Annotated in this window: 11 protein-coding genes; 5 read left to right on the plus strand and 6 right to left on the minus strand. The window is 37.2% G+C overall.

Translation table 11 applies throughout. The annotated features are described in order from the left end of the window. The first annotated feature begins 6 nt into the window (after positions 1-6). Positions 7-873: an MbnP family protein gene (locus tag L1275_RS03125; RefSeq protein WP_253469593.1), complete on the plus strand. Its 867-nt coding sequence runs from the start codon at positions 7-9 to the stop codon at positions 871-873. Between the two features lie 76 nt (positions 874-949). Beyond that, positions 950-1,975: a cytochrome-c peroxidase gene (locus tag L1275_RS03130; protein ID WP_253469596.1), complete on the plus strand. Its 1,026-nt coding sequence runs from the start codon at positions 950-952 to the stop codon at positions 1,973-1,975. Positions 1,976-2,053: 78 nt separating this feature from the next. Here L1275_RS03130 and hemL read toward each other — a convergent pair whose 3' ends face one another. From hemL to L1275_RS03150, 4 genes are read right to left on the minus strand one after another with little or no spacing between them, the layout of a single operon-like run. Beyond that, a complete protein-coding gene (gene hemL / locus L1275_RS03135; RefSeq protein ID WP_253469599.1) occupies positions 2,054-3,343 on the minus strand; it encodes a glutamate-1-semialdehyde 2,1-aminomutase in 1,290 nt (429 codons plus the stop codon). Further along, positions 3,343-4,194: a glucosaminidase domain-containing protein gene (locus L1275_RS03140; protein WP_253469602.1), complete on the minus strand. Its 852-nt coding sequence runs from the start codon at positions 4,192-4,194 to the stop codon at positions 3,343-3,345. Before L1275_RS03140 ends, hemL begins: the two co-directional genes overlap by 1 nt. A gap of 3 nt (positions 4,195-4,197) precedes the next feature. Next, complete coding sequence (locus L1275_RS03145; RefSeq protein ID WP_253469605.1) at positions 4,198-5,091, minus strand: 1-aminocyclopropane-1-carboxylate deaminase/D-cysteine desulfhydrase; 894 nt, start codon at positions 5,089-5,091, stop codon at positions 4,198-4,200. After that, a complete protein-coding gene (locus tag L1275_RS03150; protein WP_253469608.1) occupies positions 5,091-5,423 on the minus strand; it encodes a hypothetical protein in 333 nt (110 codons plus the stop codon). The genes L1275_RS03145 and L1275_RS03150 overlap by 1 nt, the downstream gene beginning before the upstream one ends. A gap of 229 nt (positions 5,424-5,652) precedes the next feature. On the opposite strand from L1275_RS03150, the gene L1275_RS03155 reads away from it, so the two are divergent. Then, positions 5,653-7,638: a urocanate hydratase gene (locus L1275_RS03155; protein ID WP_253469611.1), complete on the plus strand. Its 1,986-nt coding sequence runs from the start codon at positions 5,653-5,655 to the stop codon at positions 7,636-7,638. 34 nt (positions 7,639-7,672) lie between these two features. Continuing rightward, positions 7,673-8,203, plus strand: a complete 531-nt coding sequence (locus L1275_RS03160) for a DUF4136 domain-containing protein (RefSeq protein ID WP_253469613.1) — start codon at positions 7,673-7,675, stop codon at positions 8,201-8,203. Positions 8,204-8,664: 461 nt separating this feature from the next. Here the strand turns inward: L1275_RS03160 and L1275_RS03165 are convergent, their stop codons facing one another. Further along, entirely contained in the window at positions 8,665-9,792 is a 1,128-nt protein-coding gene (locus L1275_RS03165; protein ID WP_253469616.1) for a hypothetical protein, read from the minus strand. Between the two features lie 200 nt (positions 9,793-9,992). Between L1275_RS03165 and L1275_RS03170 the strand changes: the two genes are divergently transcribed. Continuing rightward, the gene (locus tag L1275_RS03170; RefSeq protein ID WP_253469619.1) at positions 9,993-11,741 is read left to right on the plus strand and encodes an aromatic amino acid hydroxylase; all 1,749 of its coding nucleotides are present in this window, start codon (positions 9,993-9,995) and stop codon (positions 11,739-11,741) included. A gap of 142 nt (positions 11,742-11,883) precedes the next feature. Here the strand turns inward: L1275_RS03170 and L1275_RS03175 are convergent, their stop codons facing one another. Next, positions 11,884-12,507, minus strand: coding sequence for a DUF4230 domain-containing protein (locus tag L1275_RS03175; protein ID WP_253469623.1), 624 nt, complete (start codon positions 12,505-12,507; stop codon positions 11,884-11,886). Positions 12,508-12,576: the final 69 nt, after the last annotated feature.

Consider the following 12,576-nt stretch of genomic DNA (forward strand, 5'->3'; position numbering starts at 1 on the left):
AAAAAAATGAAAAATATAAAAACATATCTTATAGCTGCATCAATAGCCCTATTCTTTGTCTCTTGTCAAAGTGATGATAGCAGTCCGGTTGCCAACAACGTGACTTTGTCTTTTAACAATACTTTTAAAGACCTTGCCATTGTACTTGGAGATGCTGCATCGCATCAAGCTACTGTAAACACCTCAGCAGCTGGGCAACTACATCAATTTTCCGAATTAAAGTATGTCATCAGTAATATTCGCTTGGTCAAAGCAGATGGGACGGAAATCCCTTACAACATCAATGATCTAGATAAAGGAGCTGCTGTTGTTGATCAATCTAAGCCTATCACACTAAACTACACACTAAACAACATCCCTTCTGGCGATTATAAACAACTAAAATTTGGGTTGGGTGTAAAAAAGGACTTGAATGTACTAAATCAAGTAAAGTTCCCGAATTTCTACGCCACAGCAGGAGCCAACGACACCGAAATGATGTGGGAATGGGGAACGGGATACCGCTTTACCAAAATAGAAGGTTTTTATGATACCGATAAAAAAACCTTATCTATTCACACGGGAAGCACCATCGAAGGAGAAGAAGGCAGTTATACCCAGGGCGTTGACTCCTATAGAGACATCGTCCTCGATCTTCCAATACATGCCACTGTAGGTGCTAAGGCTCCAGAAATAGCAATCAAGGCAGACTTCGACAAATTGTTGAGCGGAAAAACCAATACCATTACCTTAAAAACAGGGACGGGTATGGATGCTAACGCCACTCCAAACATTCATACAGCCAACCAAATGGTTCTATTTGTAGATAATTTAGGAGGGAATGGCAGTAGTGATTTAACCGGTATATTTTCGATAATAAAGGTCGAAAATTAAATTTAAAAGTGCGTCGTCTGATCTTTTAGCTCAGACGACGCTTCATTACAATTAATTTGAAAGACATCCATTAGGAATGAAAAAAAGATTAGGATTGCTTTTTATGCTATTGCTAATAGCTTCGTGTAGAAATGACGATTATGAGCCAATCTCGTTTGACAATCCCGAGATTGTACTAACGATACCTGAAGGATTTCCAAAAATGAACCCTGCCGCACGCAATAACAGACCTACACAATTTGGCGTTGAACTGGGACAAAAACTTTTCAATGAAAAAAGGTTTAGCGCAGACAATAGTATTTCATGCAGTAGTTGCCATCTCAAAACCAATGCTTTTTCCGATACCCATTCCCAAGCTGTTGGCATCTATCAAAGAATTGGTCTTCGCAACGTACCGCCATTACAAAATTTAGCCTTTTTAAATTTTTATAATTGGGACGGTAGTAAACTACAGCTCGAAAATCAAGTTTTGGTTCCCATTATCACTCATGAGGAGATGAATTCCTCTATAGTTGAAGTCATCCATAAAATTCAAGATGACAAGGAATACAAGGAATTGTTCCAAAAAGCATTTGGTGACCAAAATATCAATGCAACGGGTATTTATCTCAGTTTAGCCCAATATCAATATACCTTAATTTCGGCGAACAGCAAATACGATCGGGTCAAAAAAAATAGTGGAGAACGTTTTACCCAAAGTGAAAGTCGCGGCTACCAAGTTTTTCAACAAAAGTGCGTGAGTTGTCACAGCACCGAACTATTTACCGACCAAAGCTTTAGAAACATTGGTTTTCCCGTAAATACAGACACCAATGAGGCGGGACGCGCTAGGGTTACAGGAATCGCCACCGATTATATGAGTTTTCGCGTACCTTCTTTGCGCAATGTAGAATACACGGCACCCTACGGAAGTTTCGGACAGTTTGCTACGCTAAAAGAGGTGTTGGACTATTTTGATCGAGGCGTCTTGAACTCGAGCAATCTCGATCCAATTTTTAAAGATAATGGCAATAGAATACCCCTGAGTGAATACGAAAAACTCGATTTAATAGCGTTTATGAAAACGCTGAGCGATCGAGAATTTACAGGGAGATTGCCTTAATAAAAAAAACTGCTAGAAGAAATGCCTTCTAGCAGTTTTTTTATTTTATAAGATTTTGTGTGAGACTTATTTTAAAGACTAACGCTCTAATTGAAAAACGGCATTTACGGCATTTATTGTAAAATCCAAATCATCGTAAGTCAATGCATCCGTGATAAACCAAGTTTCGTAGGCTGAAGGTGCGATATAGACTCCTTGTTTTAACAATCTGTGAAAGAACTTCTTAAATGTATCATTATCACCATATCCAGCTGACTCAAAATCAAAAACCGGCTTGTTGTCAAAAAACACTGAAATCATAGATCCCACTCTATTGATGGAATGAGCGACATTATTCTCAGCTAATACTTTTCTCATACCTGCTTCTAGATAGGCTGTTTTCTGCTCTAGGCGCGTATATAATTCTAAATCACTTTCAATGGCTTGCAACATGGTCAATCCTGCAGCCATAGCCAATGGATTCCCAGATAGTGTTCCAGCTTGGTAAACAGGACCTATTGGTGCTAAGTAATCCATAATTTCTTGACGTGCAGCAAAAGCACCAACAGGTAGTCCACCTCCGATGACTTTTCCAAAAGTAACGATATCAGCGGCTATTCCTAACAACTCTTGTGCTCCGCCACGTGCAAGTCGAAATCCGGTCATTACTTCGTCAAATATCAACAAGGTACCGTGTTGGGTACAAAGCAACCTCAAGGCTTCTAAAAAGCCTTTCTTCGGAGGAACACAACCCATATTTCCTGCAACAGGCTCAATGATCAACGCGGCGATTTCATTTTGATTGGATTCAAAAAGTTGTTTTACACTTTCTAGATCGTTGTAATTGGCCAGTAAGGTGTCTTTCGCCGTCCCTACCGTTACTCCAGGGCTGTTTGGAGATCCAAAAGTAACTGCTCCACTACCGGCTTCAATTAAAAATGAATCCGAATGTCCGTGATAACAACCCTTGAATTTTATGATTTTCTCTCTATTGGTAAAACCTCGAGCTAAGCGAATAGCACTCATACAGGCTTCTGTACCAGAATTTACAAATCGGATTTTATCGATATTAGGTACCATAGATACCGCTAATTCGGCAATTTTCGTTTCTATTTCGGTCGGCATTCCAAACGAAGTTCCCAGCTTTGCTTTCTCGATGATTGCATTGACTACCGGTTCGTAAGCATGACCTAAAATCATAGGTCCCCATGAATTGATATAATCGATTAATTTATTACCGTCCTCATCATATAAATATGCCCCTATTGCTTTTTTAACAAAAATCGGAGTTCCTCCTACGGATTTGAATGCTCTTACTGGAGAATTGACACCTCCTGGAATTACTTTTTCTGCCTCTGCAAATAGTTGACTACTTCTTTGATATAACATTATTTTATTTTTAAGATTTGTCCCACCGAAATGGTATTATCGGATAAATTATTTAATTTCTGTAGTTCCGCAACAGTCACATTGTATCGCTTTGAAATCGAAAACAAGGTATCGCCTCCTGTTACTTTATAAACATTGTAAGTTGAGCTCGGTATACTTGGGCTGATTACTACCGGTACATAATTACCACCTAAGACTTCTTGATCGAAGTTAAACAATTGATAACGTTCTATCAAGCTTATCAGCTTCTCCGGATACTTGGGATCGGTAGCATAACCTGCTGCACGCAGTCCCTTTGCCCAGCCTACGTAATCTCCTTTGTCAAGATCAAATAATTTTGCATACCGACCACGCTTCGTTAAAAACATCGAATGATCCAGATATGATTCTTCAGCATTTAGATATTTTCTAAAACATTCCTCTGGTGCATCATCATCATGTCTGACCGAATCACCAGTCCAACCTTGATGGCATTTTATACCGAAATGGTTATTGGCTTTTTGACTTAATGTTCCCTGTCCGGATCCGGATTCCAATACGCCTTGCGCTAAGGTTATACTTGCTGGAATACCGTGATCAGACATATTCTTTTTTGCAATGTCTTTATATCGCATAATATATTCGCGAATCATATCATTGGTAACGCTTAAACGCGAAGTAGCCTCCAAGGTTTCTATTTGACTATTCTTAGCTGGCTTAATGGGTTTCTTGTTCAATTGAGCCCGATAAGAAGCTTTATTGATCAATTCCGTTTCCCGCTTTTTCTTCTTAGTGAAACTACCTTTGCTTTTGCTAGAACCACAGCTTACCAAAAAAGAGAGCATTACTACTAAAAATATTTTTTTAAACATAACTTATACTATAACTAATTTAGATTCAAAATTTGCATTCCACCCTTGCAATCCTCCAGTGTGAATGGCTAGTATTTTAGACGCTGCAGGAAAATACGATTTCTCTATTAAATCCATAATCCCAAAAATCATTTTACCCGTGTAAATAGGGTCTAATAAAATACCGGTTTTATCGTAAAATGACGAGAGAAAATCCAATAATTCTTTGGTCGTTTTTGCATAACCTCCAAAATGATAATCCGCTATTAACTCCCAATTTCGCTTTTCTACGAAACCGTTTATTACTTCCGTTAGAAAGTCGCCCTTTAGGGCAGGAAATCCCAATACCTGCTGTTTTACTCCACTCGCGTTAATTAATCCAGCCAAGGTACCACCAGTTCCTACGGCACTACAAATATAATCAAACTCTTGGTCTTGCTTTTTTAAAATTTCTTGACAACCTTGAATTGCCAAAATATTGGTCCCCCCTTCCGGAATCAAATAATAATTTCCAAATTCACTGTCCAATTTTTTGACAAACTCGGCAGTAGTTTTTTGTCTGTACTCCTCTCGAGTTACAAATTTAAAAATCATTCCATTTTCATGTGCCCGCTTTAGGGTTGGATTCTCAAGAAATTTACTTGCTAATTCCTCTCCGCGAATAATACCAATAGTCTTAAAACCAAATTCCTTTCCTGCCGCCGCTGTTGCAGCTATGTGATTGGAATAGGCTCCTCCGAAAGTCACTATAATTTCTAGCCCCAATTCTTTAGCGCGAATAAAATTATATTTTAATTTCCGGAACTTATTCCCCGATATGTCGGCATGCAATAAATCTTCCCTCTTTACAGATAAACTGACCCCATTTTTAAAAGAAAGCCTTACGACATCATTGGGAATATACTTTTCTTCAAACATTATATATATTTTAAAAAGGAAGCAAAATTCCTATGCGCCAAATAATTCAAATCGGCCTGATGCTGATAAGCTTCACGCTCAAACGAAATTGCCCGATATGCCTTTCCCTTATCTTTTAATTGTATTATCTTTATTAAAAATTCAACGGCATACCATATATAAAAAAAAATGACCAATAACTCCAATTGTTGCTTGATATGAATTTTTTCATGAGCAATCAGGATTACATCCTCTCTACTAGCTTCTTTTTTAAAGATGATATAAGGGTAAATCGTGATTCCGACAAAACCTTTTGGCACCCAATTTCCTTTAATTAATATCTTGTAATACATTTTATACAAATTGACAGCATTTTTCTGTAAAATTCAATAATTTTAAACTTTTATTATCATATTAATTTCACGGGATTTGATTTACAGGTGAACTGGTGAATATTCCTTTTAATCAAGGCGCTATAACTTTATAAATCAAACCTTTAAACAACAATAAAAATAAGAAAAAAAAGTCTTTTAATTTACTTATTAGACTAATAAACATCCAATTATCCAAAATTTTTAAAACATGAATTTTAAAGAACAGGTTCAATTAGGTATTCCAACAGAATTACCAAGTCCAAAATCTTATGATTATTCTATAAATCACGCTCCAAAAAGGAAAGAAATACTCAGTGCTGATGAAAAAAAACTAGCCTTAAAAAATGCTTTACGTTATTTTAAGCCAGAACATCATGCCGAGCTTTTGGAAGAATTTAAACATGAACTTGAACAATACGGTCGTATATATATGTATCGTTTTCGTCCAGATTATAAAATATATGCACGTCCAATAGAAGAGTATCCAGGAAATTCGTTACAAGCAAGGTCGATCATGCTAATGATTCAAAACAACCTGGATTACGCCGTAGCTCAACATCCTCATGAGCTAATTACTTATGGTGGAAATGGCGCTGTTTTTCAGAATTGGGCGCAATACCTGTTAACGATGAAATATTTGTCAGAGATGACGGATGAGCAAACTTTAGCGATGTACTCGGGTCATCCCATGGGTCTGTTTCCTTCCCACAAAAACGCACCACGTGTCGTAGTAACCAACGGTATGATGATCCCAAACTACTCCAAGCCGGATGATTGGGAAAAATTCAATGCTTTAGGCGTATCCCAATACGGACAAATGACTGCTGGAAGTTATATGTATATCGGACCACAGGGAATTGTTCACGGAACTACAATTACGGTTTTAAACGGCGGACGTAAGATTTCAAAGCAAGGCGAAGGACTAGCAGGAAAACTATTTGTAACCTCCGGTTTAGGGGGTATGAGTGGCGCGCAACCCAAAGCGGGAAATATCGCTGGCTGTATAACAGTGTGCGCAGAAGTCAATGCCAAAGCGGTCGATGTCCGTCATTCTCAAGCATGGGTGGATGAGGTAGCTACTGATTTAGATGCTTTAGTAACCCGAGTTAAAAAGGCAAAAGAAAACAAAGAAGTCGTTTCGATCGCCTATCATGGTAATATCGTAGATGTCTGGGAAAAATTTGATAGTGAAAACGTTTATATCGATTTGGGTTCTGATCAGACATCACTCCACAATCCTTGGGCAGGAGGTTATTATCCAGTCGGACTCACTTTTGAACAAGCGAACGAAATGATGGCCAATGATCCGGAGAATTTCAAAAAACAAGTTCACGAATCTCTTAGACGACAAGCCAATTCAATCAATAAACATACCGCAAAAGGGACCTATTTCTTCGATTACGGAAACGCGTTCTTATTAGAAGCCTCTAGAGCGGGTGCCGATGTTATGGCTGCAAACGGTATTGATTTTAAATACCCGAGTTACGTACAAGACATCATGGGTCCGATGTGTTTTGATTACGGTTTTGGCCCATTCCGTTGGGTTTGTGCTTCAGGAAAAGCCGAGGATTTATTAAAAACAGATCAAATCGCCTCAGCGGTATTAGAAGAGATGAAAAAAAGCTCTCCTAAAGAAATTCAACAACAAATGGATGATAATATTCGTTGGATCCAAGGTGCTCAAGCCAATAATTTAGTAGTAGGTTCCCAAGCACGTATCTTGTATGCAGATGCAGAAGGCCGTGTTAAAATTGCCGAGGCCTTTAATCAGGCTATAGCTTCGGGCCAAATTGGGCCAGTAGTATTGGGTCGTGACCATCATGATGTTTCTGGTACAGACTCACCATACAGAGAAACCTCTAACATTTATGACGGATCTAAATTCACTGCAGATATGGCTATCCAAAACGTAATTGGAGATAGTTTTAGAGGCGCTACTTGGGTATCGATACACAACGGAGGTGGTGTTGGATGGGGAGAAGTAATTAACGGTGGTTTTGGTATGCTTCTTGATGGTAGTAAAGAGGCATCGGCTCGTTTAAAATCCATGCTATTCTGGGATGTAAATAACGGAATAGCCAGAAGAAGCTGGGCCCGAAATGAAGAGGCTGTTTTTGCTATTCAAAGAGCTATGGAAGCGGAACCTCTTTTAAGAGTAACGCTACCTAATTTGGTAGACGAAAATTTGTTATAATAAACTCACTATTAACTAATAATTCTTGTCAATCATGAAAATTTTAAAATTTTTACCATTAGCGGCTTTAGTTTTTATCACAGGATGCAGCTCCGTACAAGTTGCTTCAGACTATGATAGCAAAACGGATTTTAACAATTACAAAACGTATGCCTTCTTTAAAGAAGGTATTGATAAAACAGAGATTTCTGATTTGGACAAAAAGCGTATACTCAATGCAATTGACGCTGAATTAACCAAGAAAGGAATGGTCAAAAGTGCTAATCCCGATATCTTAATAAATATCTTTACAAAAGCGCAACAGCGTGTGGACATTACTCAAAACAGCTATTATTCTCCTTGGGGATATGGCTGGGGATGGAATCCATATTGGGGATCCACCTACAATACCGTTTCAACATCCGTCGAAGGAAACTTGTATATTGACGTACTGGACGCTAAAAGAAAAGAATTGGTATGGCAAGGTGTAGGAACTGGTTATATCACTAAAAACAGAGAGAAAAAAGAAGCGCGAATCAATGAATTTGTAACAAAAGTTTTAAAGGATTTTCCTCCTAAAAGATAAAATCTGAATAAACTAAAGTGTAAAAATTCATCAGAGCCTAAATAAATCATAAGCGCTGTATACTTTCCTGAACCTTGTTATTTATAACACATAAAAAATAGTCGCCTCCAATTGTGAGACGACTATTTTTTTTTTACAGACTCTACTTCTATAGACAAAAGCTTATACAGTAATTATTCTTTCATTAATTAACCAAAGCCCGTAATTAAAATAGACTATCGGTATTTATTTAATGAACAATAATCTAATCGGAACTTGCATTCAACAACAAAATTACCTCACAATAATTATCTAAACCTACGAAAACAGTTAAGACTAAAGTTAAGATACTTAATACAAAAAGAAAGACGATACAGTAATTAGGTCATCTAAAAAATATCTAACAAAAAAAAGGATTGCCAAATGGCAATCCTCTTTTTTTAACTATATATAGCTAAAAAAACTAGCTATAAATCACTTAATTATTTATTTTTTGAGAATTTCAAAGCTGTTTTGTTAAAGCTTTTTGTAGAACCATTTAAAGATCTAGCTGCAGGAAGTGCTTCTGGAATAATTGCAGTTTCACCTGTATGAACACCAGTTACTTTTTTACCATCTTGCAATGTGAATTCAAATTCAAATTTAGTTTTGTTATCACTATATTCATTACCTTCACTATCAACTTTTTTAGCAAAGTTAGTGATTACGAATTTAGATGCATTAGTTACAGGAGATTCAACAGCGTCTACATCACCATTCAAGATGAATCCAGTACCTGCCCAAGCAGCAACAGATACTTGTCCGTCAAATGGATATGTTTTCACAGCTGGGTTAGGTCTAACAAAAGCCGCAGAGAAATCCATTCTATTTTCGATATTTTGTCCAGAAGCATCCATCTTAACTGTAATAATTCTCCAGATATCGATTGTATCAGCACCAAAAGCCTGAGATCCAACGTAAACAACTACAGCTTCGTTAGTTTCATACTTAACACCATCGAACTCGATGTAATTAGCAAGAGTTGGCTCAGTAATACCATTGAAATCCAATGCATTACTAGTCAAAGTTACACCATCTACTACATAAGTAGCTACAACTTTGGTATTTCCTGCTTTTAAAGTATAAGTATTACCAGTAATAGCAACACCATTTACTTTTATAGCTGAAGTACCAGTTACATCAGCACCAGTATCTCCTTTAACAGTAAAGGCTACTACTTGTCCATATACAGGAGCAGTTCCTGCATTAGAAGTAAGGGTGATTGACTTAATTGCAGCAGCTTTTTCTTTAACCGTAATTGTTAATTCGCTGCTATCTTTAGATCCAGCTTTTCTAGCTACTACTTTGTAAGTTTTTGCAGCTGCAAAAGAAGTCTCATATCCAGAAATTTTCGTTCCGTCAATAACAATTTCTGCATCTGAAACAGCTTTACCATCTAATTTTACTGCAAATGTTACTTTTTCATTAATTTCTAACGTAGTCTTACTAGCAGACAAAGTCAATTGCCCTCCCTCTGGTGGTGGTGGTGGTGTATTATCATCACTACTGCTACATGCTGTTCCAAAAGTAGCCAATCCTGCTACCGCCAAAAACATAAATAATTTTTTCATAATTGTTAATTTTAAAATAGTTAATCTGGCGCAAGATATAAATAAATTCAAACTAAAAAAATATTCACGTTAATTTTTTTTCAATTTTACGTTAAAACCTGTTTGCACTCCTATTGACAAAACAATAACAAGCCTTTAAATGATGTGTAATTAAATTTTATTATATTTACCAATAATACATATATAAACCTTAGTATAGGATGAAAACGCAAGAATACGAAAGCAATCCCTTAATCAACAGACTTCCAGAACATCTTAAACAATTCATAAAACCACAGCACTATGATGAATATACCGCCATAAATCAGGCAGTATGGCGATATGTGATGCGCAAAAACGTGAGTTATCTAAGCAAGGTCGCTCATTCCTCCTATCTCGAAGGCTTAAAGCAAACTGGAATTTCTATTGATGATATTCCGAATATGTATGGAATGAATCGTATTTTAAAAGAAATTGGCTGGGCAGCAGTAGCAGTCGATGGTTTTATACCTCCTAATGCGTTTATGGAATTTCAAGCCTATAAGGTTTTGGTTATTGCCTCCGACATTCGCCAGTTAGAACATATTGAATACACCCCCGCTCCGGATATCATTCATGAAGGAGCTGGACATGCTCCTATTATTGCGAATCCAGAATATGCTGAATACCTAAGAAGGTTCGGTGAAATCGGTTGTAAAGCAATCTCCTCGGCACGGGATTACGAAATGTATGAAGCCATACGCCTGTTATCTATCTTAAAAGAAGCTGAGGATGCAGATCCTGCTGCTATAGAAAATGTAGAGAAAAGGGTTGATGAACTCCAACGCAATATGGGTAAATTATCTGAGATGGCTCAAATTCGAAATCTACATTGGTGGACGGTTGAATATGGACTAGTTGGAACTCTAGAAAACCCAAAAATTTACGGCGCAGGTTTACTTTCATCAATTGGTGAAAGCGCTTGGTGCATGACTGATGCTGTCCAAAAACTACCTTATAACATTGATGCAGCTCAGCAAAACTTCGACATCACCAAACCGCAACCACAATTGTTTGTCACTCCAGATTTCGCATATTTAAGTATGGTATTAGAAGAATTCGCCAACAATATGGGAATCCGAAAAGGCGGACTTGAAGGTGCTCAGAAATTAATCGAATCCAATGCCATAGGAACGATTGAACTCGCTACAGGAATTCAAATTTCCGGTAAATTCACCAACGTTATCGAATTTCAAGGAAAACCGATATACATACAAGCAGAGGGCCCTACCGCACTTGCGTACCGCGAAAAAGAATTGGTCGGACACGGTACGGAATACCATGCCTCTGGCTATGGTACTGCACTAGGAACCCTAAAAGGCGTCAATTTGGCCATTGAAGACATGAGTCCAAAAGATTTGAATGCCTATTCCATTTCCGAAGGACAGAACATTCGTTTAGAATTCGATGGAGGCGTAACTGTTTCCGGTGAAATCATCACGGGAATGAGAAACTTACATGGAAAAATCATCTTAATTAGCTTTAAGAACTGTACTGTCAAATATCAAGACCAAATCCTATTCAAACCGGAATGGGGTGTTTACGATATGGCAGTAGGCACCAATATCATTTCAGCTTATTCAGGTCCTGCAGATTACAACAGCTTCGATTTGATTACACATGTTCCCTCATCGAAAACCATAAAATCAGATCGAACACCGATTAAAATAGCACTAGAAAACTTATACCAACAGGTAAGAACAGCTAGAGAATCCGATTCAAAAATCGATTCCCAAGCCATATTAAATCAATTAATTCAAAATCATCCTACAGATTGGCTGCTGACTCTAGAACTACTAGAACTTAACACGCTTCAAGGAAATAAAGAGTTAGTCGACAAAACTAAACAACGGTTAAATCAATTGGCCGTTCAAAGACCTGAAATAGCTCTTTTAATCAACAACGGCATGGAGCTGGTTAACAACAACTAACAATCAAAAACAAACAGGGCTGTTTCATTCGGTGAAACAGCCCTGTTTATTACATATATATAGCTACTCGTAATTCAAAATATTAATCGCGGTGATCTTTTGCTCGACTATCAGGCTTCACTCACCATAATCGGCAATAAAATCACAGTTTCAATTGCTGATTCAAATCTAATTCGGACTCTATTACAGTGTCTTGATACTCCAATTTCCATCCTAACGACTGCGTCACGATCAAAATTTTAGACAATTCCGTAATTAAGCGATTCTGAGCATTGGTCTTTAGCGTTGACTTTTCTATTTTTCGAAGCAAATCTTCTTTAACCTTTGCATTAATCTTGTTGTAATCCTCCCCTACAAATGGATTAAATTTACTTTGCTCAACATCATAAAGTTTGATTTCAGGATAAAGTTTGATTTCTTCATTAGGTAATTTCGTAATTCTAACGATTTTATTTGCTTCATCAATGTCGTATTCAATTTGGCTCATATCATAAGATACCGTAGCATCCGCGTTAATAATCACCACTGCTTTTTTCTTAAACGACAACAAATCCATCATATATTTTTGCTGATCCTCATAGGTCATCACTTGTGAGAACTTAGCTTCGGTGACAATCAACTTGCTAACGTTTTTAAACTGATTTTGAATCAAATCGGAATTATATTCCATTTTAGCATCGTCTGCTTTATGATCAAAATAGCGATAGATCATCGCTCCCGTGAACATCATGAACAACACAAAAAATATTTTTAATAAACTTTTCATAGTACGTAGCTATTAATTTAACAACAAAACTTTTAGTCTTACCCCCCTTAAACTTACACAAACAATATA

Source organism: Flavobacterium sp. HSC-61S13 (assembly GCF_024171535.1).
GTDB lineage: Bacteria > Bacteroidota > Bacteroidia > Flavobacteriales > Flavobacteriaceae > Flavobacterium.

What these genes read in the sequence shown, in the direction of transcription:
- L1275_RS03125 (WP_253469593.1), top strand. Translation starts at nt 7, where the DNA reads ATGAAAAATATAAAAACATATCTTATAGCTGCATCAATAGCCCTATTC.
- L1275_RS03130 (WP_253469596.1), top strand. Translation starts at nt 950, where the DNA reads ATGAAAAAAAGATTAGGATTGCTTTTTATGCTATTGCTAATAGCTTCG.
- hemL (WP_253469599.1), bottom strand. Translation starts at nt 3,343, where the DNA reads ATGTTATATCAAAGAAGTAGTCAACTATTTGCAGAGGCAGAAAAAGTA.
- L1275_RS03140 (WP_253469602.1), bottom strand. Translation starts at nt 4,194, where the DNA reads ATGTTTAAAAAAATATTTTTAGTAGTAATGCTCTCTTTTTTGGTAAGC.
- L1275_RS03145 (WP_253469605.1), bottom strand. Translation starts at nt 5,091, where the DNA reads ATGTTTGAAGAAAAGTATATTCCCAATGATGTCGTAAGGCTTTCTTTT.
- L1275_RS03150 (WP_253469608.1), bottom strand. Translation starts at nt 5,423, where the DNA reads ATGTATTACAAGATATTAATTAAAGGAAATTGGGTGCCAAAAGGTTTT.
- L1275_RS03155 (WP_253469611.1), top strand. Translation starts at nt 5,653, where the DNA reads ATGAATTTTAAAGAACAGGTTCAATTAGGTATTCCAACAGAATTACCA.
- L1275_RS03160 (WP_253469613.1), top strand. Translation starts at nt 7,673, where the DNA reads ATGAAAATTTTAAAATTTTTACCATTAGCGGCTTTAGTTTTTATCACA.
- L1275_RS03165 (WP_253469616.1), bottom strand. Translation starts at nt 9,792, where the DNA reads ATGAAAAAATTATTTATGTTTTTGGCGGTAGCAGGATTGGCTACTTTT.
- L1275_RS03170 (WP_253469619.1), top strand. Translation starts at nt 9,993, where the DNA reads ATGAAAACGCAAGAATACGAAAGCAATCCCTTAATCAACAGACTTCCA.
- L1275_RS03175 (WP_253469623.1), bottom strand. Translation starts at nt 12,507, where the DNA reads ATGAAAAGTTTATTAAAAATATTTTTTGTGTTGTTCATGATGTTCACG.